Below are 25,511 nucleotides of genomic sequence, written 5' to 3' on the forward strand. Positions count from 1 at the left end.
AGTTTTTTGCGTTCGTCTTCGGAAAGGGTTACGATGTATTTCGTCATATCCAACTTCCTCATGTGGAATATGAAACTAATGCATCAAATATTTTACGACATTACATTATTGACATGACACTAGTGCCTTGGCTGTCCGTATTTTATAACCCAGACTGGAGGCAGGAAAACACGCTTCCAGCGTACGTTCGAACGGCGGGGTTCACATGCGATCCCGCATTTCCGGGAGGGGTTGCTGCCTGTTTTGAGAGGTATTAATCTCCGGGATGTTCTCCGCAAAAAATTCTGCTGATGATACCAGATACCAGACCAAGAAGCACTTAAAAACAGCTTGGAATCTTCGCCATCACCCCGAACACCCTCCAAGTGAGTACTTGGGTCAACCCATCACAAATGTAAAGGTACTCGTCGCTTTGCCTGAACGGTTTTTGAGACACCCGTCGGTTTCCTGATGTTCCCGATGTCCCGGGTCTGGTGAAACCCTTTACAATTTTTGGGTATATTGCCGCTATTGCAGAAAGACACCCTTCATGGTAATTTACACAGGGGATTTCACCAGAGCCGGTCTCCCCGTTTCGGGCACGAAGTCGAAAAAAGAGGGTTATTTATTTGCGTGGGAGAGGATGTGGGCAATCTCCGGGACGATGAGCGTTTTCGTGGCGAGAGTTACTGCCGGGGTGGAACCAGGTATGCAGAAGACCACCCGGCCACGGATTGTTCCGGCGATGGCCCGGGAGAGCATCGTGGAAGTCCCGATCTCGTCAAAGCTTTTCATCCGGAAGAGTTCTCCGAAGCCATCGATCTTCTTTTCCAGGAGGGGCGTGACCGCCTCTATGGTACAGTCATCGTGCGTCAGACCGGTACCGCCATCAATGATGATACAATTGCAGGTTTTGAGAGCCTGGTACAGCTCGAGCCGGATGGCTTCGATCTGGTCGGGAATCACTGCATAATGCCGGACCGGGATCTTTGCTTCGGCAAGGATCGCCTGGATGGTCTTCCCGCTGGAGTCTGTTTCCTGTGTTCGGGTTGTGGAAACGGTGATCACTGCACCGGTTATTGGGACGGGTTGGACGTGTTCCTGTTTCATAATGATAAATGTAGTGGAGATTACTCATTAATAGAAGTGTAAGATCCGTTGATATCTCGCTTTTTTGAACTCTTTTTATAAAAATAAGGCTACCCCTTCATTTCCAGTGGAGATTTTATCCTTCCTCCGGCTTGTTTTGCATCCAATTGGGTATGATAACATGGCAGACCCGGCACTTTGATACCTTATCTTGTTATTTGGGCGGTTCTCGTAGTCTGTTTCCCCGATGATGTCAAATGACACAGGTAGCATCCGGGATGTTGTCTCTTCCTTTACCAGTACCACTGCCGGAATCATTTCAATCATCTTAAATAGATCAAAAATCAGATTGAAGATGACTATTTTCTTTTGAAAGATTAACAAATCGGTAAGGTATCTTTCAAACTTTCCACACGAAACAAAGGGGGGTCCCTGTTATCTTCCATTTGCGGCGGAGAAATCCGGATCTCTTTTACGAAGATTATTCGAATAAGTAAATCAAAGATAAAAATAAAAAAACATGAATCGCAATAATTTCGGGTTATTCTCCTTTTAAAGCACTTTGCCTGGTCTTTCCAGTGGAAACGAAGGGGTTTATAAAGGGAACGAACCACGTGCTTTTTTAATCTCATCCGGCTAAGACTCAGCTCCACGAGTAATCATGCCTGAAACAGAAGACCCCTCAACCGGACTATTTATAAAATATTTATCCAATAACCGGATATTCCGAGACCGAGAAGTGCTCCGGCACTCGTACCGGCCGCAGATACTCCCCCACCGTCAGCCCCAGATCGATACGATCGCCTCGATTCTTGCCCCTTCTCTCAGGAACGAAACCCCGTCAAATATTCTCATTTACGGAAAAACGGGAACCGGAAAGACTGCAAGCGTACGGTACGTCGGTTCGGAACTCGAGAAAGTCAGCAGCACGATGGGGACAACCTGCCGGATTGTCCACCTCAACTGCGAAGTGATCGATACACAGTACCGGGTCCTTGCCCAGATCGCCAAGTGTATCGATGGTTTTGAAGAAGCATCGAGCGACAAGACCCGGCTCCACATCCCAATGACCGGGTGGCCCACGGACCAGGTGTACTCCGAGCTCAAGAACCAGCTTGAAGCTGGCGGTGGCGTGCTCGTCATTGTGCTCGACGAGATCGACAAGCTGGTCAAAAAGAGCGGTGACGATACCCTGTACAACCTGACCCGGATCAACTCCGATCTCAAGAACTCCAAGGTCAGCATTATCGGGATATCCAACGATCTCAGCTTCAAGGACTTCCTTGACCCCCGGGTCCTCTCCTCTCTTTCGGAAGAGGAGATTGTTTTTCCCCCGTACAACGCGCCGCAGCTCGTTGATATCCTTGCCCAGCGCGCCGCCGGTGCATTTATTGACGGTGCCATTGCCGAAGGGGTCATTCCGCTCTGCTCGGCTCTCGCTGCACAGGAGCACGGGGATGCGCGCCGGGCCTTAGACCTTCTCCGGATCTCCGGGGAACTTGCCGACCGGGACGAGTCAAAGCAGGTGACCGAAGAGCACGTAAAACAGGCCCAGGCGAAGATCGAGACCGACAGTATGATCGAGTGTATCGCGACGCTCCCCACCCAGAGCAAGCTGATCCTCTTTTCCATGCTGACGCTGGAACACAACAACCGTTCCGTTTTTACCAGCGGGGAGGTCTCCCGCATCTATCAGGCTATTGCCCCCTCCATCCAGCTCGATATCCTCACCCATCGCCGGATCACCGATCTCATCTCGGAGCTCAACATGCTGGGTGTGATCAATACCCGGGTCGTGAGCCGGGGCCGGTACGGGCGCACGAAAGAGATGTGGTTTGATGCCAATACCGACAAGATTCGTGAGGTTGTGCTCAAGGATCCACGGCTCACCGGATTAAAAGAGCCCACTATAAATCCGATAGAGTCCAAATGGTTTTAAAATAACAGTGGAGTGACGTGAGATGGATGATAAGGATCTCGAACTCCTCCGGATTCTTGAGGAGAACAGCCGGCTGTCTGCGCAGGAAATCGGGTCGATGACCAACCTTACCCCGGTAGAGGTAGAGGCACGGATACACGTTCTTGAGGAAAACAAGATTATCCGCAAGTACACAACCGTCATCAACTGGGAAAAAGCAGGGCACAGCGAGGTCTTGTCCATCCTTGAGCTCAAAGTGAGCCCCGAGCGGGATTTCGGGTACGACCGGATTGCCGAACGGCTCTCCCGGTTCAAACAGGTGCGGACGCTCCGCCTTATCACCGGTACCTATGATCTCCAGCTGATGGTAAGCGGGAAGGACATGCAGGAAGTATCCCGGTTTGTCTCCGAGCATGTCGCCCCGATGGACCGGATCCGCGAGACGGCAACGCACATTGTCATGAAGTCCTACAAGGAGAATGGCAACACCCTCTTTGAGCAGCAGGAAACCGAACGCCTCCCCTACTCGTTTTAAAAAGGTGAGCTGATTTGAGAACATTTGTCTCTGAACGTGCGCAGCAGATCCCACCATCAGGAATCCGGAAATTTTTTGATCTGGTTCTCACGATGGAGGACGTGATCTCCCTTGGTGTCGGTGAGCCCGATTTCAGGACCCCGTGGAACATCTGCGAGTCCGGGATCTATTCCATCGAACAGGGTGTAACCTCCTATACCTCGAACCGGGGGCTCCAGACGCTCCGCGATGCGCTCTCGGCCCACCTCGCGAGCCGCTACCAGCTCAACTACTCGGCCGATGAGGAGATGGTGATCACCACCGGCGTGTCCGAGGCGCTTGACATCGCGATCCGCGCTATCGTTAACCCCGGCGACGAAGTACTGATCGCCGAGCCCAGTTACGTCTCCTATGCGCCGTGCGTCACACTTGCCGGGGGTATTCCCGTATCGGTGGAATGTACTGAAAAGAATCATTTCCGGCTCAACCCGGACAAGCTCCAGGAAAAGATCACGGGCAGGACAAAGGCCCTGATCATCAACTTCCCCAACAACCCGACGGGTGCGATTATGAACAAGGAGGATCTCGAACCCATCGCGGATATCGTGACCGACCGGGATCTCCTGCTCATCAGCGACGAGGTCTATTCCGAACTCACCTATGAGTCCTCCCACGTCGCCGCTGCCACGGTAAAGAATCTCCGGGAACGGACGATTACCTTAAACGGGTTCTCGAAGGCCTATGCGATGACCGGCTGGCGGGTGGGATTCCTCTGTGCGCCAAAGGAGCTCTGCGATGCGGCGCTCAAGATCCACCAGTACGTGATGCTCTGCGCCCCGGTGATGGGGCAGGTCGGGGCGCTCGAAGCACTCCGCTCGGCCGAGGATGAGAAGGCCAGCATGGTGAACGAGTACCGGCTCCGGCGCAACATGTTCGTTGCCGGTCTCAACAAGATCGGTCTCTCCTGCCACGTGCCCGAAGGGGCATTCTACGCGTTCCCCTCGGTGAAAGGGACCGGGCTCTCCGATGTGGAGTTTGCCGAGCGGCTGCTTAAGGAACAGCGGGTTGCCGTGGTGCCGGGCAGCGTCTTTGGGAAGGGCGGGGACTATCACCTCCGCTGCGCCTATGCGGTCTCAAGAAAAGACCTCACCGAGGCGTTAAGCCGGATGGAAACCTTCGTCAACGGTTTGTAACCCGGGGAGAAGGCCGGGAAAAGCTGGCCGGTCCCCCCCAATTTAACGATCCGGTTCTTCCCCAAACGCTCTTTTTATAGCAGTCATGATTCATCCAGCAGTATCACTCAGGGCAGACTTTATTGCCCTACCCGCCCTACAGTATGTGATACTCCAATGAGCTGTACTATTATCGTAGGTGGATTTTTTGGAGATGAGGGGAAGGGCAAGATCGTTGCCCACATCGCTCATGCGGATGAACCTGTTATCATCTCCCGCGGTGGTGTCGGTCCGAACGCCGGTCACACGGTTCAGGTCGGCGACCATGAATACAGTGTCCGGATGGTGCCATCCGGCTTTGTCTATAAAAAAGCGAAACTCTGTATCGGCAGCGGGGTTCTTGTCGACCCCCGTGTCCTCAAGCACGAGGTCGAGACACTGGGAGTCCAGGGCCGGATCTTTGTCGATAAGCGCTGCGGTATTATCACCGAGGACCATATCGCCCGTGACAAGGGCAGCGCATTCCTTTCAAAGAAGATCGGCAGCACCGGCTCCGGGTGCGGGCCGGCCAACTCCGACCGGGTGATGAGAACCTCCCCGCAGGCAAAGGACGTCCCGGAGCTTGCCGAGTACCTGATGGATGTCCCCCTCGCCCTCAACACCGCGATAAAGAACGGCCAGACCGTTCTTCTCGAAGGGACCCAGGGGTTCGGGATCTCACTCTATTACGGGACCTACCCGTTTGTCACGAGCAAGGACACCTCCGCCTCCCAGATCGCTGCGGACAACGGTGTCGGCCCCACAAAAATTGACGATGTCATCGTCGTCTTCAAGGCCTACCCGACCCGGGTGGGCGAAGGTCCGTTCTCCACGGAAATGACCTCCCAGAAGTCGGATGCAATGGGCATCCAGGAGTTCGGCACGGTCACCCACCGGAAGCGCCGGATTGGCGGCTGGGACGGGCAGATGGCCGGGTACTCTGCCATGATCAACGGCTGCACGCAGGCAGCAATTACCGGGATCGATCATATCGACAAGGCCTGTTTCGGGCTCACCGAGTACAGCAAGCTCACCAAAAAGGCAAAGGACTTCTTAAAAACCGCGGAAGATGACATCGGCTGCCCCGTCACGCTCATCTCCACCGGGCCGGAACTCACCCAGATTATCGATATCAGGAAAGAATACGCATGAAACGTTCGCTCATGGACATCCTCTGCTGCCCGGTCTGCAAAGGCGACCTCGTGCTCCGGGTAGATACAGAAGATGAAAAAGAGATCCTTGAAGGCAACCTGAACTGCGCTGCCTGTCATGTGGATTATCCCATCCATGAGGGGATCCCCAATCTCCTTCCCCAGACTCCCAAATAACCGGTGATACCATGAAATCCCTGCTGCCATTTGAACTTCTGGCGGTTACGGATATTCCGGCCGGAGACGGTGCAATGACCGAGGTCTATCTCAACCGGTCGAGCATCAACTCCATCGAAGTTCCAAAGGAGAATGCGCATGTCGAGTGCGGGAGCACCCTTAAGGTCAGGTTCGTGAACCGGGGTGCTCCCATCCATATCACGGCATCGACCTCCAATGCCGGCATGTTCACGGATTTTTTCCACGAGAACATGTACGTGATCGATGAAGTAATGCTCGGTATACCGTTACGGAAGGATTGCGCCCCGGGCTTTTTTGATATCGACATCATCGCCGGTTATGGCGCGATGAAGGCCGCCCTGCGGGTCGAAGTCATCGTAAAACCCAGCCGGGGAGAAGAGGTTCTGGAGAAAGAACCCCCCGTCCAGCCCAAAGCCCACGGCAGGCCGCACCTCCTGATGGTGGCGATGGCGATTGGTCTTGTCCTGTACAGCACCTGGTACTACACCAAGATCGAGTTCCTCAACATCGCGGCATTCATTGTCCTTATTGTCGGTGCACTGTTCGTATGGTACCGACAGACCTGATCCTTGCCGGCGCAGTTCTCTTCCTCGCGCTTGCCGTCGACCGGCTCATCGGCGATCCGCACTCGGCATACCACCCGGTCGCGCTGCTTGGCCGGTTCATCGGCTGGTGGGGTCAGCCCTCGCGCTATTCCCCCCGCGTCCAGCGTGCGGCCGGTATGTTCTTCTGGCTGGTGACGGTCTGCATCTTTGGTCTCCCGTTCTTCCTGTTCGGGACGTACGCCCCGTGGCTGGTCTTTCTTATCGGGGCACCGTTCCTGCTCAAGTGCTGTTTTGCCTGGCGATCGCTTGAAGAGCACGTGCTCGGGGTGGTTGCCGCTCTTGAAAACGGCGTGGAGGCAGGCCGCGAACGGGTGAAACTGATGGTCTCCCGGGAGACGGCACAGCTCGATGCCGAACACATCCGGTCTGCCGCGTACGAGTCCATGACCGAGAACCTCACCGACAGCATCGTCTCCCCTCTCTTTTACTTCGCGCTGCTCTCCCTCTTTAGCCTCGGGCTTGTTGGGGCGGCGGTTTTCCGTGCAGCAAACACGATGGATGCGATGCTCGGGTACCGGGACGAGCGGGCCCGGCTCGGCTGGTGCTCCGCCCGGATGGATGATCTCCTCAACTATATCCCGGCCCGGGTCACGACTCTCTTCTTACTTGCATACTTTGTCACGCAGGGAACGTTCTCTTCCGCGTGGCAGGTGATGCGCCGGGACGGGAAGAAACGCCCGGGCTTCAACGGCGGTATCGTGATGGCGGCGATGGCCGGGGGCTGCGGAATCTGTTTTGACAAACCGGGAGTCTATACAATCGGAAACGGGGAACGGTCGCTTGAAGCAGGCGGCCCGGCAATTCTCAGTGCTGTCAGGGCAGTCACACTATCGTTTGCGGCAATAACTGCAGCTACACTTATTTTATTGGCATGGTTGATCCATAGTACTGGTATATGAAATTAGAAGAACTGAGATTTGGCACTGAGCTTCTCAAGCGCGGCTTTGCATCCATGCAGAAGGGGGGCGTGATCATGGATGTGGTGAATGCCGAGCAGGCAAAGATTGCCGAGGCAGCCGGTGCAGTCGCAGTCATGTCGCTTGAGCGGGTGCCATCCGATATCAGAAAGCAGGGCGGAGTCGCCCGGATGGCAGACCCCCAAAAGGTCCAGGAGATCATCGATGCGGTTTCGATTCCCGTCATGGGAAAGGTCAGGATAGGCCACTTTGTCGAGGCGCAGGTGCTCGAAGTACTCGGCGTCGACATGATTGATGAGAGCGAAGTGCTCACCCCCGCGGACGAGGAATTCCATATCGATAAGAAGCAGTTCAAGGTCCCGTTTGTCTGCGGTGCGCGGAACCTTGGCGAGGCGCTGCGCCGGGTAAATGAAGGTGCAGCGATGATCCGTACCAAGGGTGAAGCAGGGACCGGAAACGTCGTCGAAGCCGTGCGCCACATGCATGCAATCATGGGCGATATCAGAAAGGTGCAGGGCATGGACGAGCAGGAACGGATCAGCTATGCCCGGAGCATCGAGGCCCCGGCAGAGCTCGTCATCGAGTGCGCCACCCGCGGCCGGCTCCCGGTCGTAAACTTCTCGGCCGGCGGTATTGCCACCCCCTCGGATGCTGCGCTGATGATACAGCTCGGGGCTGACGGTGTCTTTGTCGGGTCAGGGATCTTCAAGTCCTCGGAACCGGAGAAGATGGCAAAGGCGATCGTGGAAGCGGTCAACCACTTCAACGATGCAAAGGTAATCGCGAAGGTCAGCACGGGCCTTGGCGACGCGATGCCGGGCCTCGATGTCCACACACTCAGGGCCGATGAGGTGTTGCAGACCCGTGGACGTTAAGATCGGCGTGCTTGCGCTCCAGGGGGACGTGAGCGAACACATCGACGCCTTTTCTGCGGCGCTCAAAGGACGGGGCTGCGGGAAGGCATCGGCCGTTGTCGAGGTCAGGAGCCCGGCGGATCTATCGGGCTGCGCAGCGCTTGCGATCCCCGGCGGGGAGTCCACCACCATCTCCCGGCTGATCGACAAGAACGGCCTCTACGAGCCGATCCGCACTTTTAAGGGCGGGATCTTTGCGACCTGCGCCGGCATGGTGCTGATGGCGACCTCGGTTGCCGACCCCCGGGTGCACACGCTCGGCCTCATGGACATGACCGTGGACCGGAACGCATTTGGCCGGCAGAGGGAGTCATTTGAGGCCGATATCCCGGTCACGGGGCTTGACGGTGGCCCCTTCCATGCGATCTTTATCCGGGCCCCTGTTGTGACCGCGGCCGGGGCGGATGTGCAGGTGCTTGCGACACTGGATCAGGGCATTGTTGCGGCTGAGAAAGGCAGGTACATGGCGCTCGCCTTCCACCCTGAGCTTGGCGGGGGTCTCCGGCTCCACGACCGGTTCCTGAAAAATATTGGGATCTGATCTTTTTTAGAATCTTAACGTCTGGTGAACCGGTTGCGGGATGGAGTATTCCCGGTGACTTTGCACCCAATGTCATCTTTTGATCTGACGTTGGGTGTAGACACCGGACTTTAGGTGCAAGCGTGTAGTGGGGGATAATGTTATAATCAACCATCAATCAAAGCGTTACTTATGGCAATAATCAAACTGCCATATGGAGACTGTTCATTTACTACAGAGAAGCTAAAGAGCTACATTCGAGAATCCGAGAGATTACACCATCCAAGGTCAGACAAATTGCAGATGGTCTGAACCCCCTAAAAAACAAAGTCTGGATTACTGGTTGAGAGTAACATTACCAATCCCAATATCATAGATCTCGGGAAACGCGGTCTTGTCAAATTAAAAGTTGATGAGCATAATGATCAGTAGAAATTCAAAACAAAAAGATAATAGCCCTCGAAAATACACGGCTATTAATAAATCACATTGCCTGTTTGTGATTACATCCGTGAGAAATATGCTCGATTTAACCGAAATTCAACACCAATTAAGTCTAGCTTACATTCATGCAGTTGTATCCTATGCCGGTTGCGCATGGGAATCCACAAATCACCCATACGTTGATGGAAAAAAAATCGATGGAAGGATATTTGCCTCTATTAATTATGAGGATGGTATCCATGACACCCATCCAGAGTTGAGGATACAAGCTAAATCTACAAGGCAAGCACAACACCAACCGGACGACAATCACCGATACATTCACTACAGTCTTGATAAAGCGACATATGAAGAATTACGAGAACCCAACCATTCCTTGATATTATTTGTTCTTTTTGTGCTTCCAGAAGATTTCGATCAGTGGGTAGATCATTCAGAGAATGAATTAATTGCAAGAAAATGCGCATATTGGCATTCTGTCAAAAATTGCCCGGTAAGTCAAGGGAGTAGAATTATCAAAATTTCCCGTGACCATATATTTTCACCGGATCAAATTAAGGATTTAATCTATAAAGTTGCAAGGATGGAGGAAATCCCCAATGGGTGCGATTGATATTATGCGAAATTCCTCCATGGATAAAATTCTACGCTCAATAAAGCCGGATAATGTTGAAGGTTACATAAGTACAAAGAAAAATTATTTCAAAGATTTTGGAAATGACGTAATTTCTATATACCGAAATAAAGATGATAAAAACCTCCAGATAAAGATTCCATTACGACGCGAGTTTTCGGATTATTCATTATTATTAAATGACACAATTGGGTCTATTGCTATAATTGAAAAACGAAATGCTTTGGAGATTGTAACTAATTTAAAAATGGATCATCCATCGGACATAATTAGATTTAGATTGCATGGGGAAGAGACCAAAGATGGCACCGCTCCATTAAAATCGGGAGCTGCGTTGTACTCAGGAGCTTTAGATATATTACTAGCTTCGGCGTTTGTTATAGAAAAACCAGAGCGTAAAAAATACACTCATCTAAAAGGTGTTGCCTCGTTAATCGAACAATGCAGAATTGGGCAGACTGAATTTGGAAGTTACTCTGTTCCATTGATCTGTCCACTATTTAAAAAAGATAATAAATCAATTAACTTCCTTAAGTGGGATGATAAACCAGAAAATACTTTCACTCGAAAAGTTACGACCCAGTTAATGAAATCATTAAATCATATCGTCGATGCTATTTCAAATGATAAAACTGAAAAATTGATGTATCCATTAAAAGAAGATATAATTATTAACTCAAAATTGTATGTCGCCTTAACAGAAATGCGACCTAAATATGAAAAATTAAGTCTAGATATTAAGTCCGACTGGTTAATTGAACCCCCAAAAGAGAATGTTCGTCAAATCGTTTCAATCAATAACGACTGCTTTAAAGAAATTGAGAGAGTTGCAGAAGTATTTACTCCAGAATCAGAGAGTGGATTACAAGTCTACTATGCCCAAGTTGTCCAATTGAAAGATCATATGATAAGCGAGAAAGAGTATGAGTTCAACAAAGGTCAAATAGGAGTTACTGCATTGGTTCCCGGAGGGGAGATAGTTCGAGCAAAATTAACCCTTGACGAAGATGACTATAAAAAAGCATTAAAAGCACATAGTTCAAGAAAAACAGTCAAAATAAAAGGTGTTCTGAAAAGGGGCAAACGAGATCATCACATTATAGAAATAGAAAATTTTGAAATAACCGAATAACTATTTTTACCTTCAAATCGCCAGCCCGAACATTGTTTCCCGCCGCTTCCCCATCAGATAAATTGGAACTCCTGTCATCTCATCTGGTGTTAATCCACAAATTCCCTGCTGATTCCGGCCCTGATTAGGATAATCGGAATTTCACCCAACTAGATGTTTGGTGTAAGTCTTTTGTTTAGGTGCAGAGCAGGGTTTAGGTGCAAAACCATTCCCGGTGAAACCATTTTATGCCCGGCCAGGGTATGTTCCTGCATGGCGGGAAGGGTTCAGCGCCGGAAGAATTCACGGGTTTTCCCGGCAGAGGATATCCAGGAGATGCTTCTTTTAGCCTTGAAAAACCACGAGGATTTTGTCCTCGCCCGGGAGCCCCGGCCCGGCGAGATGGCTGATCCGGAGACAGGCCCGGTGATCCACGTCATGACCGGGAACCTGATTACCTCGTGCAGGCTGAACGGTATCAGGGGCAGGGCCCTGTTGTACGAGGATGAAGGGGCGCGGATCGTGACCATCAGGGAAAAAGATCTGGTATCCGGCCTGGAAAAATAAGGGGGACCTCCCCTGCCGGGGTGGCCGGATCAGGGGACGTTATGTGCCGTTCGGGTTGGTAATCCGCCCGGTAAAGAGGATGGTGCCGGTGTCGTTGTCCTGTATCAGGAAGAGGAACGGGTGATCCGCCCGGAAGACGGGTACCGGTTCTTCATAGCCGGGAGCTACTGCCAGGGATTTCATGACCACACCTGTTGCCGCAGCCGCTTCTGTGCCCTCCTCGTTTGTCTCGATGTAGGCCTTGTGGACGACATCGCTGATGTACAGGTCCTTTGTCCCGTCCATCCCCGAGAAATCCGCATTGCCGGAGAAGGCCGTGGGCATTCCCATGGCGGCAAGCGTCCCCGGGAGGGAGTACTGCGTCTCGACCTTGAACTTCGGGATGTATACCTTCACCTGGCGGGAGAATGCGGACTGCTCCAGCGCTGAAAGGTTGGCCGGATCAAGGTACGGAACCGCTGCGGAGAGACTGTTTCCTCTGGGGAGGAGGATCACCATGGAGAGCCCCTTCCCCTCCTTTGCCGTGTAGGGCAGCGAGATCATCTGGAGGTCCGCGGTCGCCGCGTACGGGTAGGTGGCGTCCTCACCGGTCTGCTGCATCATTTTTACCGTGACCTGTGAGCCGTCAGGAGTGGTAAACGGGGCGTCGGCGGTCTGGTTTGCATCGAACTGCTTCTCCCAGGTGCCCTTGAAATAGACGGCGTTTGTGATCACGAGCCTTGTGAGGGCATCGATGGATCCTTCGGGCAGCAGGTCCAGGATTTTATTGTTTGTCTTGTCGGCTACCCAGGAGTTGATCGTCTTGCGGGAGGCCTCGGGCTGGTTAACAAAGTCCAGGTTTGTCGTATTGGCCCCGTAGTACTGCTGCGCGGTCGCGGTGTATGCAGGGAGAAAAACGTAGGTCTTCTCTGCCCAGAGGGCATTTGCGGTACTCAGGGTATACCCTGCATCGCCCGCATTGATCGCAGCGTTTTCCGCGGCATACCCCTCCCGCATAACGGTCTGGTTTGCCGGGAAGAAGAACACGGACCGGATCTCGTCTGCGGTAGTCCCGCGTGCCCCCTCGTACGTGATGGCAAGGGCTGATGAGATGGAGAACGGCGAGAAGAAGAGGTTATGTGTGGCATCTCCCGCTGCGAGCTGGTGGTACAGGCTCGCAGAGAACCGGTTGTTCGCTTCTGCGACGCTGGCAGCGGAGCTCGTGTTGGTGGTGGAACCGGCCGGAGTGGCGGTTACTGTTGGTGAGATGTTTCCGGATCCCTGTCCTGCCTGCGCTGAAGGGGTCGTGGTGCATCCCGCCACGAGCACGAGAAGGATGGCGAGGGAAGAAACAAGGGTAAGAATACTCAGGGTTCGGCGTTTCATGGCAGAGTGTGGGAAGGCATGAACATTAAATCTGGCGATAATTGCGGATATTTTCGCAGTTATGCACCGTGCCTGCAGAGCTGCTTTACCGTCAGTCTTTTCTCATCGCCTCTGCTTTGAGATCCTTTGGCATCAGCTCGATTGCGTACCGCAGCGCCGTCCGGGGCATGACCTTTTTGTTGCGCATGACATACGCGAAGACCTCATCTGTATGCTTACGGCTCGCCTCTTTGAGGAGCCAGCCGTACCCTTTCTGCACCAGATCATCGGAATCGGTCAGGAGGAGGTCGGCAATTTCCATGGCTTCGGAGAGAAACTTCCCGTGTTTAGCCGGGACGATCAGGGAGACTGCCGCCGCCCGCCGCATCCAGCGGTTTTTTGACTGCGCCCAGACCTTAAGTTTCCCGATACATTCGGGGTACCGTTCAAAAAAATCACCCAGAGCATGGTTGCAGAACCCGTCGCACGAGGCCCAGTTGGTGATGTAAGAATCGATCCAGCGCCGGAAAACGGAGAGATCCTTTTTGTCGAACCGGTCGGAGAGGGCATGCGCCCAGTGCGAGACGATAAAGGTCTCCTCTATATAGCCGGACCGGTAAAGCTCCTCGCAGAGTGCAAAAATATTCTGCCTGTCACGGTCTTTAATCTCTTTCCAGTATTTTTTTGCAATCGCCATGACGGTCGCTGTTTTCACGCCGTAGCAGCAGATCTCTTCCTTGAAAAACCGTTGGGAAGTTTTCTGGATCTGCGGATCGGCCTGCGCTTCGAGATCCTGCCGGATACGTACGATGATCAGGTCCATGACAGTCTATCGGGTGGGTAAGGTGATAAGTGATATGAATTATTTTTGACATAAATCACTTGGGTGCCCTCCTCGTAAAAACCAAAAAAATCGGAGAATACTTATCCCAATCCAATAATCCCCCCAATTAATCGCCAGATTAAAAGAGAAATATTTATTAACAAAAAAACAAAACAAAATTTGGATCGCATATGGCAATAGATCAGACCCAGGTTGATAACTATGTTACTGTTGCATCGGATGATGATCCGGCAATCAAGTTAAGGAACCTGGAGCAGGAGGTCAATCTTATTAAGACCTCCATTAAACGTCTCCTGCTTGACCTTCGGGAGCGTATGACCGAATTTCAAACCCCCCCGGCCCAGTACGCATTTGGGAATGCATTTCCCGCAGCAAGGAATTCCGATGTGGTGGAGGCAAAGAAAGCTGCCCTTGAAGCACGGGAGGCGGCCCTTGAGGCCCGTGAATCCCAAATCGACGTAGTAAAAACAGCGGAGGAGACCGGCCCGAATAAAGGATCTCCTGCGGAAAAAGCTGTGCCGGTTACCGGGCCGGTTCTTGATGGCAATACATCTTCGGGCGAACGGGTTCCCCCTGCAAAAGGGGACACGCTGTTCCCCCCCTCCCTGCAACAGCTCCCGTTTCCTGCACCTCCCGAGAAACCCAATCTCCAGAAAGTGTACCGGTTATTTACCTGGACGGACAAGGTGGTTAAAAAATTCGGACAGGATCGTCTCGAGATCATGCTTGAATCCTACCGGGTTATAGGGTATATATCCGTGAAATCCAAGGAGGAAATTCTTGGGATCGTCCGCCTTATGCCGGTGGATCTGGGTGTCGCGCACGAAGTGAGCGCCGGCGAGTATGTCTCTGAACTCTATACACTCAAGCGCATCCTTACACCGGATGATACCTCTCTTGACCGCGATATGATAGCGGTGTTAATGGACCAGCGCAGACAAGTGGCCATCAGGACTGAAGTACCTCAACCGGAGGAGTGTCTTACCGAGCCCCGGGCTCCACCTGTTGAAAATCCTATTTCGACAAATATGGGATCAAATATGGACTGGATGGATTTCCAATCCTGAAACCAAGGTCGGGTTTCGGGATATTTTTTATTTTGGGGATTCCCCCGGAATGCTCGCAGGGGTTTCCCGAAAAGCCTCTCTAAAATTGAGGTAGTACGATGCTACTGCTGATCATGAGGGTTCGGGTGCCGGAATTACCGGCATCAACTGGAAGGTGTCTCGTCCGGGAAGGTCTCCCCCTCACACCGTTTGTTTTTTCTTGCCTTTGTCACACAAGTAAGCGGCCAGCCTGTGCTGATCGGATCCTGGGAACGGGGAAGTGATGTCATCTGCCGTGATGCGCACCCCGCTTGCAACCTCCAACACTTGTCGAACCTTCCTGAGCAAAAAAAGGGTTTTTCTACATCCTCGTTAATTTTTCCGGATCTCTGCGCGGAACCGGTGGAGAAGATCGTACAGCATCAGCCGTAACTCGGCACCGATATCCTCCCATGATTTGGGGGATGTGACCGCCGGCGAACCGGTTGCAGAAACGGTTTCCCCGGCGACTTCCACATCAGACTGATCGCGGAGCTTCGCTTTGGCCCAGAGATCGCAGATGATCTCGTAGTACCCGGCCAGAAGCACGATGATAAAGACAATTGGCACGATTACAAACGAGAGCAGCCAGAAGTAATGGTAGATGTTGTTCCCGGTGGTCGAGTCGACCCATTCGAAGACCCGGAGCACGAACGCGATGATAAAGACGCTGCCGATCGCCTTGATGACCGGGGCCGGTAGGTTCAAGGGAAAGGGAAACGCCCCGAAGATATCCGCGACAAAGATGATGATCCCGATGAGGAGCAGCAGCCAGAAGTTCAGGTTCAGGAAATCGACACCCGAGTGGTAGAGCGGGCTGTTGACGTAATAGGTCAGGATGTTTGCCAGTACAACGATGATCAGAAAACAGATGATCCCGATCATCCGCGAGACAAAGACCCACCCGAGCGAGTGCTGCTTGTTTGGCCACATAAAATACTCACATCAAGTGTATTTTCTACTATTTGGCGGCAGGGTATAAAGTCCTCGTGCAAAATCCCCACGGGCAAAAATTCCTTTGCCGTTCCTGCACGATGGATAGGATATGCGGATCAATTTCAAGCGGTACGCACTCTACCTGCTCCGGTGGCAGGCCAGTACCCCCATCCTTGCAGGTGTCGGCATTCTTCTTGCTGCAATGGGCCAGATCGTCGCCGCGATCGTTGCAAACCTGATCGGCGGCCTGATCTTCTTCTTGAGTCGACCCGTTCATCTTCACGTCCCAGTCGCTTGCGGCACAATGGGAGGTCAAAGAGAATATCCGTTGCGTAGACTGCGGCACAATCGCCCGGGGCTACCGGCTCGTCCGGTCCGGGGACTACGACAAGAGCACCGATCCGGCGCCCGAGTTCCGGTGCGAAGCATGCTCGAAAAAGAAAGCAGAGGCGCTCAAGGACAAGGGTGTCAGGGTGGAGTGACTGGTCACTAAAAAGACCGCCCGTTCCCTGCGCGATCCGGTCTGCCGGTTATCTTTTTTAGAAATTTTTACGGGACATTGTTCAGAAATTGGTGTGCATCATTTTACATAAAATATCAACAATGTATAAATATGTACAATAACAACCAAGTCTAAGCATTTATACCGGCAGTCAGCAGGATCGTTCCTGATCCGTGCAGGACTGCTCGTACCTGTGCCGTCCCGGGGCAGGAACTTTCACACCTCGTTCCTGCCTGGGTAGTTACAAAACCCAGCAGTTGGTGATGCCGATGGGATGGAGACGGATATAATTCAAAACACACTGAACCTGAATCTTGGACCCGATGAATACCTGACCGCGACAAGCGACCAGCCAAAGCCGCTCGTGATCCCGCTTTGCGCCGAGCTGCCGCTGCCCCGGTGCTCCCCGCTCGATGTTTTCTTAACAACCCGGGCGGGAAACGGGTTCCTCTTAGAATCCATGGAAGGCAGCGAGAAGATCGCACGGTACTCGTACGTGGGGCTCGATCCCGCGTGCGTGATAACAATCGGCCGTGAAGTAACCGTGACCGGCAGCGACGCGTTTGTCGCCATCGCCCGGGAACCGGAAGGGAAAAACCCGGTCGATAAGATCCGGTCCATCCTCTCACGGTTCAATTACATCAACCTCAAAGCCCCGCGATTCTTTGGCGGGATGGTCGGGTACTTCTCCTACGATATCGTGCATTCCCTTTTCGGGCAGGTCCCGGATCACCGGAACAGTACTCATCAGGAAACGCCTGATGCCCGGTTCATGCTCACGAAAGACTGCATTGTCTTCGATCACCTGGAACGAAAACTTTTCATCTTCTCCAGCCCTTTTCTGACCTACGACACCGACCCGGCCACGGAATACCGGCGCTGTGCCGCACACATCGCGGAGCTGGCCGGACAGATCGCATCGATCAAAGAAACGCCGAAAACACCGGGCGCCCCGGGACAAACCGGAAATAAAATTTCTAAGAATTTCCCAAAATCCGGGAATACTCCAGCGGTCACGGACAACACCGGCCGCGAAGCGTTCATGCATGCGATCGAAGAGATCAAAGAGCACATCGTGGCCGGGGATATTTTCCAGGCCGTGCTCTCGCGGAGGATGGAATGTGAGGTCGCGTCAGATCCCTTCCCCATCTACGCGGCGCTCCGGACGATCAACCCGAGCCCGTACATGTACTTCCTCGATTTCGGGGACGAGCAGGTGATCGGTGCAAGCCCCGAGATGCTCGTGCGGGTGGAGAGACGACGCGTGACGACCGTCCCGATTGCCGGCACCCGGCCCCGGGGCCAGGACAGGAGCGAGGATAAAAGGTTCGCACAGGAGATGCTGCTCGACAAGAAGGAGCGGGCCGAGCACACGATGCTTGTCGATCTCGCGAGAAACGATGTCGGCCGGGTCTGCAAATTCGGCTCGGTCGAGGTCACCGAGTTCATGGGCATCGAGACATTTTCCCACGTCCAGCACATGGTCTCGACCGTGCAGGGGACGCTCATGGACCATCTCGACTGTTATGATGCACTCAAATCCTGCTTCCCGGCCGGGACGGTCTCGGGCGCCCCGAAGATCCGGGCGATGCAGATCATCCGCGAAACCGAACCGGACGCACGCGGGCTTTATGCGGGGGCAGTCGGGTATGTCGGTTTCGACCGGAACCTCGAATTCGCCATCGCGATCCGGACCGTGATGGTGAAAAACGGCCGGGCCTCCATCCAGGCCGGCGCCGGGATCGTGGCGGATTCGGTGCCCGAGAACGAGTGGACCGAGACCGAGAACAAGGCCGCAGCGATGATGCGGGCAATCGAACAGGCAGGGGTTGTGCCATGAACTCCCCGACCGTTCTCATCGTGGACTGCTTCGACAGTTTCACGTTCAACCTGTACCAGCAGGTAGGAAAATTAGGGGCCCGGCCGGTTGTCGCAACCTGCGACACGCCTCTTGAAGCACTCAAAAAGATCCGGTGCGACCGGATCATCCTCTCGCCCGGACCCGGGACACCGGAGGATTCCGGGGTCTGCCTCGAAGTCCTTGACACGATGAGCCGGACGATCCCGACCCTTGGTGTCTGCCTCGGACACCAGGCCATCTGCACCGCGTTTGGCGGCCGGGTCGTCCGGTCCGGGCACCTGATGCATGGCAAGACTTCGGAGATCACAAGCGACGGGAAGGGCGTATACGAAGGCCTGCCCTCCCCGTTTATCGCCACCCGCTACCATTCGCTCGTGGCGCAACGGGACACGCTCCCCCCGGAACTGGTCGTCACCGCAGAAAGTACCGATGACGGTTTTGTGATGGGTGTGCGGCATACGAAGTACCCGATCGAAGGCGTGCAGTTCCACCCGGAGAGCATACTCTCGCACGATGGCGATGCGCTCATGAAAAATTTCCTGTTCGGACAGCGGACGGTGGGGGCATGACCATGAAAGAGGCGATTGCCGCCGTGATGGGGATGAGGGACCTTGCACCGGAAGAAGCGGCCGCCGTCATGGATACGATCATGACCGGCCAGGCAACGCAGGCGCAGATCGGCGGATTCCTTGCCGGGCTCCGGATGAAAGGCGAGACCCCGGAAGAGATCGCCGCGTTTGCCCGGGTGATGCGGGAGCATGCGATCCGTGTCAGCCCGAACGTTGCCGGGACGCTCGTCGATACCTGCGGGACCGGGGGCGACGGCTCACAGACCTTCAACATCAGCACCGCCGCCGCCTTTGTCGCGGCAGGAGCCGGTGTCCCGGTCGTCAAGCACGGCAACCGGGGCGTGAGCAGCCGGTGCGGATCGGCCGATGTGCTCTCTGCGCTTGGGGTTACGATCGGAATTGACCCGGCAGCCCAGGCAAAAATTCTCCGGGATACCGGGATGGTCTTTCTCTTTGCGCCCAGCCACCATCCGGCCATGAAGCATGTGATGGCCGCTCGCCAGGAGCTCGGGTGCAGGACGGTCTTTAACCTCCTTGGCCCGCTCGCAAACCCGGCCGGGGCTGATGCGCAGGTGCTCGGGGTCTACGCAGAAAACCTCACCGGAACCGTCGCGGAAGTGCTGCACCTGCTCGGCGTTTCCCGGGCGATGGTTGTGTACGGCAGCGGGCTTGACGAGATCACGGTCACGGGCGAGACAAACGTCACAGAACTTGATCGTGGGAACATGAAGAAGTACATCATTTCACCGGAGCAGTTCGGCCTTGCCCGTGCCGCTCGGGCCGAACTTCTGGGCGGCGACCCGGAGGAGAACGCACGCATCATCCGCGCCGTTCTTGCCGGAAAAAAAGGCGCCGCACGCGATGTCGTGCTCATGAACGCCGGCGCTGCGATCTATGTCGGCGGCCGGGCCGGGACACTTGCAGAAGGGATCCGGCTCGCGGCAGTGTCCATCGATTCCGGGAAAGCAAACGGGAAACTGGATGCACTTATTACTGCAACACGGGGTGCGGCATGATCCTTGACGAAATACTTGAACGGACAAAAAAACGGGTGGAGAAACTCCCCGCGACATTCCCGGAGCCGGTCGGGTTCCGGCATGCAAGCCTTGAAGCGGCCATCCGTTCGGCAGAAAAAAAGAACCCGGTGATTGCGGAGATCAAGTGTGCTTCGCCATCCGGCGGGGTTATCCGCAGGAACGTAGACATGGCAATGATGGCCGGCGTTCTTGCGGATGGCGGGTGTGTCGGGATCTCTGTTCTTACCGAGCCGTACTTCTTTGGCGGGTCGGGCGCGGATATCGCCCGGGTCAAGGAAGCGGTCAGCGTGCCGGTGCTGCGGAAGGATTTTGTCATCGACATGCGCCAGATTGATGAGACAAAATCGCTCGGGGCGGACGCGGTGCTCCTCATAGCGGGCGTTCTTGGAGACCGGCTGCCGGCATTTGTCGATGCCGTATATGGAGCCGGCCTTGAACCGCTCGTGGAAGTGAGGAACTCCCGGGAGATCGAGTGCGCCCTTTCGACACGTGCGCAGCTCGTCGGGATCAATAACCGGGACCTCACTACCATGACCATCGATCGGTCCACGACCCGGAACCTTTCGAAAAAATTACGGGAGAACAACCGGCTGGTTGTATCGGAAAGCGGTATGCGTTCAGCTGACGATATCCGTGAACTCCGGCCATACTGCGATGCGTTTTTGATCGGGTCGTCGATCATGGCCGACAAGAGGCCCGATAAAAAACTGGAGGAGTTCGTGTGCGCGTAAAGATCTGTGGGATAACGAGAGTTGAGGATGCAGTATTCGCGGAAAAGGCCGGGGCCGACGCGATCGGGGTCGTCATGTGCTCGCCGACCTCTCGCCGCTCGGTCTCAGAATCCCGGGCCCGGGAAATTTTTGGTGCGCTCGGGCCGTTTGTGACCCGGGTCGTTGTCACGCACACAGAATCAAAATCCGATCTCGAAAAAATTCTCGCGCTCAAACCGGACGCTATCCAGATCTCGCACCCGTTTGTTTTCGAAAAACCTCCGGGCGTACGGGTGCTCCGGGTGATCGGGCGCGGGGACAAGGTGCCCACTGAGTGCAGCGCGGTGATCGTGGACGAAAGCATGGGCGCTGGCCGGCTGTTCGACCGGGCATTTGCCCGCGAAGTGGTAAAAACCTCAGCGGTGCCGGTCATTCTGGCCGGCGGGCTCAACCCCGAAAATGTGGGAGATGCGATACGGGAGTGCCGGCCCTACGCGGTCGATGTCGCAAGCGGCGTCGAGACAGAGCCGGGAATAAAAGATCACACAAAAATTGCAGCGTTCATTGCCGCTGCACGGGAGGCATTATGACAGGAAAAGGACGGTTCGGGAAGTACGGCTGGCAGTATGTCCCGGAAACCCTGATGAACGCACTCATCGAACTCGAAGACGCGTACACAAAAGCAACGCACGACCCGGCATTCGGGCGCGAACTTGCCGCGTACCAGTCGGAATACGCGGGGAGGCCCACGCCACTCACGTTCTGCGAAAATATGTCCCGGGACCTTGGCTTCAAAGTCTACCTGAAGCGCGAAGATCTCGTGCACGGCGGTTCGCACAAGCTCAATAATACGCTCGGCCAGGCGCTCCTTGCAAAACGGATGGGAAAGAAGCGGCTGATCGCCGAGACCGGCGCCGGCCAGCACGGGGTCGCAACCGCGATTGCCGGGGCTGCTCTCGGGTTTAAGGTTGATGTCTTCATGGGCGAAGTCGATACGAAACGGCAGGCGCTCAACGTCTTCCGCATGGAACTGATGGGCGCGACCGTCCACCCGGTGACATGCGGGACAAAGACACTCAAGGATGCGACAAACGAGGCGCTCCGCGACTGGGTGGCTAACGTAAACGACACCCACTACCTGATCGGATCGGTCGTCGGCCCGCACCCGTTCCCCTCAATCGTCCGGGATTTCCAGTCTGTGATCGGGCGCGAGGCACGCGAACAGATCCAGAAAAAAGAGGGAAAGATGCCGGACGCGATTGTCGCCTGCGTTGGTGGTGGGTCGAACGCGATCGGGATCTTCCACCCGTTCCTTGCCGATGACGTGGAGCTGATCGGCATCGAGGCCGCGGGAAAAGGGCTTGACACGCCGGAGCACTCCGCAACGCTCTGCGCCGGGGACCCCGGCGTGCTGCACGGCACGCTCTCGTACCTGTTGCAGGACAGGGACGGCCAAGTGCTTCCCACGCACAGCGTCGCAGCCGGCCTCGATTACCCGGGCGTGGGCCCCGAGCATGCAATGCTCAAGGACTCGCACCGGGTTTCATACCATGCCGTGCAGGACCCGGACGTGCTGGACGCGTTCCGGTATCTCTCAAAGAAGGAAGGGATCATCCCGGCGCTCGAATCTTCGCATGCGGTCGCGTATGTCCTGAAAAACCGGGACCGGTTCGATAAGGGTGATGTGGTGATCATCAACCTGTCAGGCCGGGGCGACAAGGATGTCGCCGGGATCGCACCGGCCACGGAGGCGGCATGATGGGACGCATTGAATCCGTTTTTGAGAAAAAAGGTACTACCGCCTTCATCGGGTTTGCCGTGGCCGGGGATCCGGACAAGGAGACATCCGTCCGCATCGCAAAGGCGCTCATCGATGGCGGGACCGACATCCTTGAATTCGGCGTGCCGTTATCGGACCCGGTGGCAGACGGCCCCACCATCCAGCGGGCGGACGACCGGGCGCTTGCGGCCGGCACCAAGCCCGATACAATCTTTGCCATCGTCCGGGAGGTCCGGGCATATTCAGAAGTCCCGATCGTGTTCCTCACGTATTACAACACGATCTACCGGCGGGGGATCGACAAATTCTACCGCGAGGCACACGAGGCCGGCGTGGACGGGATTCTCGTGGCCGACATGCCGGTCGAGGAATCCGATGAGGTTGTCGCGGTCGCACAGAAGTACGGGATCGACCCGATCTTCCTGATCACGCAGACCACGATCGGTGAACGTATGGACACGATCGTGAGCCGGGCACGCGGGTACCTGTACCTCGTCGCGGTGCTCGGGGTCACGGGCGCACGCCGTACCGTTTCACCCGAAGCACTTGAACTCCTTGCCCGCGTAAGGAACCACACGAGTCTCCCGCTCGCTCTCGGGTTTGGGATCTCGACCCCCGAACATGCAGCGATCTGCCGGAAGGCCGGGGCCGATGGCGTGATTGTCGGGAGTGCAATTGTGGATATTGTGGAAAAGAATCTTGGTAATCCTGCCGCGATGGAAAAGAAACTCAGGGGATATGTCGCTGAAATGAAAAACGCAACAGGGCCGTGAGCCGGGCCGTCGAACAGATGGTCTCCGTCATCATCAGTCCGATCTTTTTTTAATGCGGGCCGGTAATAATCTATCCGGTCAATATCATGGTTTCAAAAGTTTTTGTATTCCTTATCCTGGGTCTCTGTCTCGGCGCCGGCCTTATCGTCGCCGGTTGTACCCAGTCGTCCACGCAGGCATCGGTAACAACCACAACTCCCGCCGCACAGGTATCGCCAGCGGGACAGGCCGGTATGGCAAACCCGGCCTCGGTCAACTGCGGCAACATCGGCGGGACAACCGAGATCAAGACTAACTCTGACGGCAGCCAGTACGGCATGTGTACCTTTACAAACGGTACGACCTGTGAGGAATGGGCGCTCTTCCGCGGCGAAGGCTGCAAGGCCGGCGCTGAAGTAAGTGTGGCACCAACCGGCGCTCCGGCAAATCAGACCGGCATGGCAAACCCTGCATCCGTCAACTGCGTGAACATCGGCGGTAAAGTCGATATCAAGGACAGCGCGGCCGGCCAGTACGGCATGTGCACCTTTACGAACGGCACCACCTGTGAGGAATGGGCGCTCTTCCGTGGTGAGGGCTGCAAGGCGGCAAACGTAACCGCATAAGCGGGATCAAATTCTTTTTTTTATCGGGCATTCATCGTCACAGGATTCATCCCGCAATTCCGGAATTTTCTGCGGGCATACATGGAATAACCGCACAAAAAAAGAGGTGTGCAATAAAAAAATCAGAACTCTTCTGCGATCCCGTATCCCCATGAGTAGAGCTGGGCAACGGGATCGTTTTTCGGGAAGAGATTGCAGAGAAGACCCCTGCTCTTTAAAAACCGGTCTGCCATTGAGGCCGGCAGCGGGATAATCTTTTCTTTGACGGTCCTGCTGTTGGACCAGAGATGGAGATAGTACGTGATCCTCTTATCCGGATCGGCTGATACATGCATGTAGAGATCTTTTCCGGTTACCTTTGCCTCAGATGCGTCAGAGACCGGCCGAGCTGCAAGATAAAGACACTCGTCATACCGCGTATTGACGGTCGTCTTACGGCTGCCATCATACAATGTCTGTTTCATTTTCATTACCTGCCTGCTGTTTTCCGGGATCATTCCCCAATGATCCCGGTTTTTTATAACGGACAAACAGCACCAAGCCCGGGGCGATACCTTGTCGAAGGGTAAGGAGATCTCCGTTCTTAGTCGGGGGACATCTCCACAGGGAACATGGGCCGGCCCAGTTAATAAGTATTTTTATTTTTATAGCACTAATTGTGTAAAAACTTTAATATTTTCATAAAAGAGAGAGATTCCCGTATCAGTCATGCAGTTCCCGGAGCACCCGGCAGTCCTCGCATTCCCGGCACTCAAACTCCAGTGTCGAATGCCCGATCCTGAACGGTTCGAGCCGGTGCTTGAGCTCCGCCTTGATCTGTTCAAGGGTATCGGGATCGGTCTCGCAGCAGTACACGTGGGCGTCGAGCACGTTGATGTTCGAGCAAAGCGTCCAGAAGTGGACGTTGTGGACACCGGATACTCCGGGCACGGATTCCATCGCCGCGATCACATCCCCGACCGCAATATCCTTTGGCGCGAACTGGAGGAGGATCCGGAACGCGTCGTGTAAGATCGATATGGAAGAGACGAGGATCACGACCGCGATGATGAGACCGAGCAGCGGATCGACAAACGTCTGGCCGGTAAAAGCGATCCAGACCCCGGCCGCGATCACGGCCACCGAGGAGAGGGTGTCGCCAATGACGTGCAGGAACGCACTCTTAACATTGAGATCGTGGCTACCATGCAGGAAGTATGCAGACGCGATGTTGGCAGCAAGCCCGATGACCGCAACTACGAGCATCATTGTGCTGTTGACCGGATTGGGATGGGAAAACCGGTCGATCGCTTCCCAGATGATGATACCGCTGACCCCGATCAGGAGCAGGCCGTTTACAACGGCAGCCGCGATCTCGACCCGGTGGTAGCCGAAGGTCTTTGTGGGTGTCGGCAGCCGTTCGGCAATGATCATGGCGCCCAGCGAGAGCATGAGCGCGACGACATCCTGGAGCATGTGGGCGGAATCGCCCAGAAGGGAAAGGGATCCGGAGAGCAGGCCGCCGATCACTTCGGCAACAAATATTATTGCCGTAAGAACGATGGCAAGTTTCAGCGGTTTTTTGTGTGCGTGATCGTGATCGTCCATGGTATTTTCACTCCAGCAGGGCGGCCGGACTAAAGAGTATCCTGTTTGCAGGTAGTATCAATTTTATAGGTAATAAGCCGGAACGTTACGGCAGGGACAGGTAGTA

The 25,511-nt window shown here is 54.7% G+C and carries 29 protein-coding genes; 21 read left to right on the plus strand and 8 right to left on the minus strand.

Annotation, left to right across the window (positions count from 1 at the left end; all coding sequences use genetic code 11):
• Positions 1-600: 600 nt before the first annotated feature.
• Both WCX19_RS00005 and WCX19_RS00010 read right to left on the minus strand, forming a co-directional pair.
• Complete coding sequence (locus WCX19_RS00005) at positions 601-1,089, minus strand: molybdenum cofactor biosynthesis protein B (RefSeq protein WP_373003058.1); 489 nt, start codon at positions 1,087-1,089, stop codon at positions 601-603.
• A 75-nt stretch (positions 1,090-1,164) separates the two neighbouring features.
• Complete coding sequence (locus tag WCX19_RS00010) at positions 1,165-1,395, minus strand: hypothetical protein (RefSeq protein ID WP_373003061.1); 231 nt, start codon at positions 1,393-1,395, stop codon at positions 1,165-1,167.
• Between the two features lie 334 nt (positions 1,396-1,729).
• Here WCX19_RS00010 and WCX19_RS00015 point away from each other — a divergent pair, with 334 nt between their 5' ends.
• From WCX19_RS00015 to WCX19_RS00070, 12 genes are all read left to right on the plus strand, one after another.
• On the plus strand, positions 1,730-3,007 hold the full coding sequence (locus WCX19_RS00015; protein WP_373003063.1) for an ORC1-type DNA replication protein: 1,278 nt from the start codon (positions 1,730-1,732) through the stop codon (positions 3,005-3,007).
• Positions 3,008-3,029: 22 nt separating this feature from the next.
• Complete coding sequence (locus WCX19_RS00020; RefSeq protein WP_373003066.1) at positions 3,030-3,521, plus strand: Lrp/AsnC family transcriptional regulator; 492 nt, start codon at positions 3,030-3,032, stop codon at positions 3,519-3,521.
• 14 nt (positions 3,522-3,535) lie between these two features.
• On the plus strand, positions 3,536-4,693 hold the full coding sequence (locus WCX19_RS00025) for an aminotransferase class I/II-fold pyridoxal phosphate-dependent enzyme (protein WP_373003069.1): 1,158 nt from the start codon (positions 3,536-3,538) through the stop codon (positions 4,691-4,693).
• Positions 4,694-4,849: 156 nt separating this feature from the next.
• A complete protein-coding gene (locus WCX19_RS00030) occupies positions 4,850-5,863 on the plus strand; it encodes an adenylosuccinate synthetase (protein ID WP_373003072.1) in 1,014 nt (337 codons plus the stop codon).
• A complete protein-coding gene (locus WCX19_RS00035) occupies positions 5,860-6,039 on the plus strand; it encodes a methytransferase partner Trm112 (protein WP_292424233.1) in 180 nt (59 codons plus the stop codon). Before WCX19_RS00030 ends, WCX19_RS00035 begins: the two co-directional genes overlap by 4 nt.
• Before the next feature lie 11 nt (positions 6,040-6,050).
• The gene (locus WCX19_RS00040; RefSeq protein ID WP_373003075.1) at positions 6,051-6,626 is read left to right on the plus strand and encodes a hypothetical protein; all 576 of its coding nucleotides are present in this window, start codon (positions 6,051-6,053) and stop codon (positions 6,624-6,626) included.
• Positions 6,608-7,564 carry an adenosylcobinamide-phosphate synthase CbiB gene (cbiB, locus tag WCX19_RS00045; RefSeq protein ID WP_373003078.1) on the plus strand — a complete coding sequence of 319 codons (957 nt, stop codon included), beginning with the start codon at positions 6,608-6,610 and terminating at the stop codon, positions 7,562-7,564. Before WCX19_RS00040 ends, cbiB begins: the two co-directional genes overlap by 19 nt.
• Positions 7,561-8,457: a pyridoxal 5'-phosphate synthase lyase subunit PdxS gene (pdxS, locus tag WCX19_RS00050; RefSeq protein ID WP_373003082.1), complete on the plus strand. Its 897-nt coding sequence runs from the start codon at positions 7,561-7,563 to the stop codon at positions 8,455-8,457. Before cbiB ends, pdxS begins: the two co-directional genes overlap by 4 nt.
• On the plus strand, positions 8,447-9,037 hold the full coding sequence (pdxT, locus tag WCX19_RS00055) for a pyridoxal 5'-phosphate synthase glutaminase subunit PdxT (protein WP_373003085.1): 591 nt from the start codon (positions 8,447-8,449) through the stop codon (positions 9,035-9,037). Before pdxS ends, pdxT begins: the two co-directional genes overlap by 11 nt.
• A gap of 499 nt (positions 9,038-9,536) precedes the next feature.
• The gene (locus WCX19_RS00060) at positions 9,537-10,073 is read left to right on the plus strand and encodes a DUF4365 domain-containing protein (protein ID WP_373003088.1); all 537 of its coding nucleotides are present in this window, start codon (positions 9,537-9,539) and stop codon (positions 10,071-10,073) included.
• Positions 10,060-11,226, plus strand: a complete 1,167-nt coding sequence (locus WCX19_RS00065) for a hypothetical protein (RefSeq protein ID WP_373003091.1) — start codon at positions 10,060-10,062, stop codon at positions 11,224-11,226. The genes WCX19_RS00060 and WCX19_RS00065 overlap by 14 nt, the downstream gene beginning before the upstream one ends.
• A gap of 252 nt (positions 11,227-11,478) precedes the next feature.
• Entirely contained in the window at positions 11,479-11,772 is a 294-nt protein-coding gene (locus WCX19_RS00070; RefSeq protein ID WP_373003094.1) for a hypothetical protein, read from the plus strand.
• A gap of 39 nt (positions 11,773-11,811) precedes the next feature.
• On the opposite strand, the gene WCX19_RS00075 is transcribed toward WCX19_RS00070, so the two are convergent.
• The gene (locus tag WCX19_RS00075) at positions 11,812-13,137 is read right to left on the minus strand and encodes a serpin family protein (RefSeq protein ID WP_373003098.1); all 1,326 of its coding nucleotides are present in this window, start codon (positions 13,135-13,137) and stop codon (positions 11,812-11,814) included.
• A 91-nt stretch (positions 13,138-13,228) separates the two neighbouring features.
• Positions 13,229-13,939: a DNA alkylation repair protein gene (locus WCX19_RS00080; RefSeq protein WP_373003100.1), complete on the minus strand. Its 711-nt coding sequence runs from the start codon at positions 13,937-13,939 to the stop codon at positions 13,229-13,231.
• A gap of 191 nt (positions 13,940-14,130) precedes the next feature.
• On the opposite strand from WCX19_RS00080, the gene WCX19_RS00085 reads away from it, so the two are divergent.
• Positions 14,131-15,027, plus strand: a complete 897-nt coding sequence (locus WCX19_RS00085; protein ID WP_373003103.1) for a hypothetical protein — start codon at positions 14,131-14,133, stop codon at positions 15,025-15,027.
• Between the two features lie 351 nt (positions 15,028-15,378).
• On the opposite strand, the gene WCX19_RS00090 is transcribed toward WCX19_RS00085, so the two are convergent.
• Positions 15,379-15,978 (minus strand): hypothetical protein, encoded by a 600-nt coding sequence (locus WCX19_RS00090; RefSeq protein WP_373003106.1) that lies wholly within the window; start codon positions 15,976-15,978, stop codon positions 15,379-15,381.
• Positions 15,979-16,006: 28 nt separating this feature from the next.
• Entirely contained in the window at positions 16,007-16,297 is a 291-nt protein-coding gene (locus WCX19_RS00095) for a hypothetical protein (RefSeq protein WP_373003109.1), read from the minus strand.
• 460 nt (positions 16,298-16,757) lie between these two features.
• On the opposite strand from WCX19_RS00095, the gene trpE reads away from it, so the two are divergent.
• From trpE to WCX19_RS00135, 8 genes are all read left to right on the plus strand, one after another.
• Positions 16,758-18,323 (plus strand): anthranilate synthase component I, encoded by a 1,566-nt coding sequence (trpE, locus tag WCX19_RS00100; RefSeq protein WP_373003112.1) that lies wholly within the window; start codon positions 16,758-16,760, stop codon positions 18,321-18,323.
• Positions 18,320-18,913 (plus strand): aminodeoxychorismate/anthranilate synthase component II, encoded by a 594-nt coding sequence (locus WCX19_RS00105; RefSeq protein ID WP_373003115.1) that lies wholly within the window; start codon positions 18,320-18,322, stop codon positions 18,911-18,913. The genes trpE and WCX19_RS00105 overlap by 4 nt, the downstream gene beginning before the upstream one ends.
• A complete protein-coding gene (gene trpD / locus WCX19_RS00110) occupies positions 18,910-19,929 on the plus strand; it encodes an anthranilate phosphoribosyltransferase (protein WP_373003118.1) in 1,020 nt (339 codons plus the stop codon). The genes WCX19_RS00105 and trpD overlap by 4 nt, the downstream gene beginning before the upstream one ends.
• Complete coding sequence (locus tag WCX19_RS00115; RefSeq protein WP_373003121.1) at positions 19,926-20,681, plus strand: indole-3-glycerol-phosphate synthase; 756 nt, start codon at positions 19,926-19,928, stop codon at positions 20,679-20,681. Before trpD ends, WCX19_RS00115 begins: the two co-directional genes overlap by 4 nt.
• Positions 20,672-21,250: a phosphoribosylanthranilate isomerase gene (locus WCX19_RS00120; RefSeq protein ID WP_373003124.1), complete on the plus strand. Its 579-nt coding sequence runs from the start codon at positions 20,672-20,674 to the stop codon at positions 21,248-21,250. The genes WCX19_RS00115 and WCX19_RS00120 overlap by 10 nt, the downstream gene beginning before the upstream one ends.
• A complete protein-coding gene (trpB, locus tag WCX19_RS00125; protein ID WP_373003127.1) occupies positions 21,247-22,419 on the plus strand; it encodes a tryptophan synthase subunit beta in 1,173 nt (390 codons plus the stop codon). The genes WCX19_RS00120 and trpB overlap by 4 nt, the downstream gene beginning before the upstream one ends.
• Positions 22,416-23,213 carry a tryptophan synthase subunit alpha gene (trpA, locus tag WCX19_RS00130; protein ID WP_373003130.1) on the plus strand — a complete coding sequence of 266 codons (798 nt, stop codon included), beginning with the start codon at positions 22,416-22,418 and terminating at the stop codon, positions 23,211-23,213. The genes trpB and trpA overlap by 4 nt, the downstream gene beginning before the upstream one ends.
• 86 nt (positions 23,214-23,299) lie before the next feature.
• On the plus strand, positions 23,300-23,818 hold the full coding sequence (locus WCX19_RS00135; protein ID WP_373003134.1) for a DUF333 domain-containing protein: 519 nt from the start codon (positions 23,300-23,302) through the stop codon (positions 23,816-23,818).
• Positions 23,819-23,940: 122 nt separating this feature from the next.
• Here WCX19_RS00135 and WCX19_RS00140 read toward each other — a convergent pair whose 3' ends face one another.
• Both WCX19_RS00140 and WCX19_RS00145 read right to left on the minus strand, forming a co-directional pair.
• Entirely contained in the window at positions 23,941-24,282 is a 342-nt protein-coding gene (locus tag WCX19_RS00140; protein WP_373003137.1) for a hypothetical protein, read from the minus strand.
• Positions 24,283-24,520: 238 nt separating this feature from the next.
• Positions 24,521-25,405 (minus strand): cation diffusion facilitator family transporter, encoded by an 885-nt coding sequence (locus tag WCX19_RS00145; protein ID WP_373003140.1) that lies wholly within the window; start codon positions 25,403-25,405, stop codon positions 24,521-24,523.
• Between the last annotated feature and the right edge of the window lie 106 nt (positions 25,406-25,511).

It is taken from the genome of Methanoregula sp. (assembly GCF_041663825.1).
In the GTDB taxonomy this organism is placed as follows: Archaea; Halobacteriota; Methanomicrobia; order Methanomicrobiales; family Methanospirillaceae; genus Methanoregula.

Excerpts from the sequence above, each read along its gene's own strand:
- WCX19_RS00005 (WP_373003058.1), bottom strand. The coding sequence starts at position 1,089 with ATGAAACAGGAACACGTCCAACCCGTCCCAATAACCGGTGCAGTGATC.
- WCX19_RS00010 (WP_373003061.1), bottom strand. The coding sequence starts at position 1,395 with ATGATTGAAATGATTCCGGCAGTGGTACTGGTAAAGGAAGAGACAACA.
- WCX19_RS00015 (WP_373003063.1), top strand. The coding sequence starts at position 1,730 with ATGCCTGAAACAGAAGACCCCTCAACCGGACTATTTATAAAATATTTA.
- WCX19_RS00020 (WP_373003066.1), top strand. The coding sequence starts at position 3,030 with ATGGATGATAAGGATCTCGAACTCCTCCGGATTCTTGAGGAGAACAGC.
- WCX19_RS00030 (WP_373003072.1), top strand. The coding sequence starts at position 4,850 with ATGAGCTGTACTATTATCGTAGGTGGATTTTTTGGAGATGAGGGGAAG.
- WCX19_RS00035 (WP_292424233.1), top strand. The coding sequence starts at position 5,860 with ATGAAACGTTCGCTCATGGACATCCTCTGCTGCCCGGTCTGCAAAGGC.
- WCX19_RS00040 (WP_373003075.1), top strand. The coding sequence starts at position 6,051 with ATGAAATCCCTGCTGCCATTTGAACTTCTGGCGGTTACGGATATTCCG.
- cbiB (WP_373003078.1), top strand. The coding sequence starts at position 6,608 with ATGGTACCGACAGACCTGATCCTTGCCGGCGCAGTTCTCTTCCTCGCG.
- pdxS (WP_373003082.1), top strand. The coding sequence starts at position 7,561 with ATGAAATTAGAAGAACTGAGATTTGGCACTGAGCTTCTCAAGCGCGGC.
- WCX19_RS00060 (WP_373003088.1), top strand. The coding sequence starts at position 9,537 with ATGCTCGATTTAACCGAAATTCAACACCAATTAAGTCTAGCTTACATT.
- WCX19_RS00065 (WP_373003091.1), top strand. The coding sequence starts at position 10,060 with ATGGGTGCGATTGATATTATGCGAAATTCCTCCATGGATAAAATTCTA.
- WCX19_RS00070 (WP_373003094.1), top strand. The coding sequence starts at position 11,479 with ATGGCGGGAAGGGTTCAGCGCCGGAAGAATTCACGGGTTTTCCCGGCA.
- WCX19_RS00075 (WP_373003098.1), bottom strand. The coding sequence starts at position 13,137 with ATGAAACGCCGAACCCTGAGTATTCTTACCCTTGTTTCTTCCCTCGCC.
- WCX19_RS00080 (WP_373003100.1), bottom strand. The coding sequence starts at position 13,939 with ATGGACCTGATCATCGTACGTATCCGGCAGGATCTCGAAGCGCAGGCC.
- WCX19_RS00085 (WP_373003103.1), top strand. The coding sequence starts at position 14,131 with ATGGCAATAGATCAGACCCAGGTTGATAACTATGTTACTGTTGCATCG.
- WCX19_RS00090 (WP_373003106.1), bottom strand. The coding sequence starts at position 15,978 with ATGTGGCCAAACAAGCAGCACTCGCTCGGGTGGGTCTTTGTCTCGCGG.
- trpE (WP_373003112.1), top strand. The coding sequence starts at position 16,758 with ATGGAGACGGATATAATTCAAAACACACTGAACCTGAATCTTGGACCC.
- WCX19_RS00105 (WP_373003115.1), top strand. The coding sequence starts at position 18,320 with ATGAACTCCCCGACCGTTCTCATCGTGGACTGCTTCGACAGTTTCACG.
- trpD (WP_373003118.1), top strand. The coding sequence starts at position 18,910 with ATGACCATGAAAGAGGCGATTGCCGCCGTGATGGGGATGAGGGACCTT.
- WCX19_RS00115 (WP_373003121.1), top strand. The coding sequence starts at position 19,926 with ATGATCCTTGACGAAATACTTGAACGGACAAAAAAACGGGTGGAGAAA.
- trpB (WP_373003127.1), top strand. The coding sequence starts at position 21,247 with ATGACAGGAAAAGGACGGTTCGGGAAGTACGGCTGGCAGTATGTCCCG.
- trpA (WP_373003130.1), top strand. The coding sequence starts at position 22,416 with ATGATGGGACGCATTGAATCCGTTTTTGAGAAAAAAGGTACTACCGCC.
- WCX19_RS00135 (WP_373003134.1), top strand. The coding sequence starts at position 23,300 with ATGGTTTCAAAAGTTTTTGTATTCCTTATCCTGGGTCTCTGTCTCGGC.
- WCX19_RS00140 (WP_373003137.1), bottom strand. The coding sequence starts at position 24,282 with ATGAAACAGACATTGTATGATGGCAGCCGTAAGACGACCGTCAATACG.
- WCX19_RS00145 (WP_373003140.1), bottom strand. The coding sequence starts at position 25,405 with ATGGACGATCACGATCACGCACACAAAAAACCGCTGAAACTTGCCATC.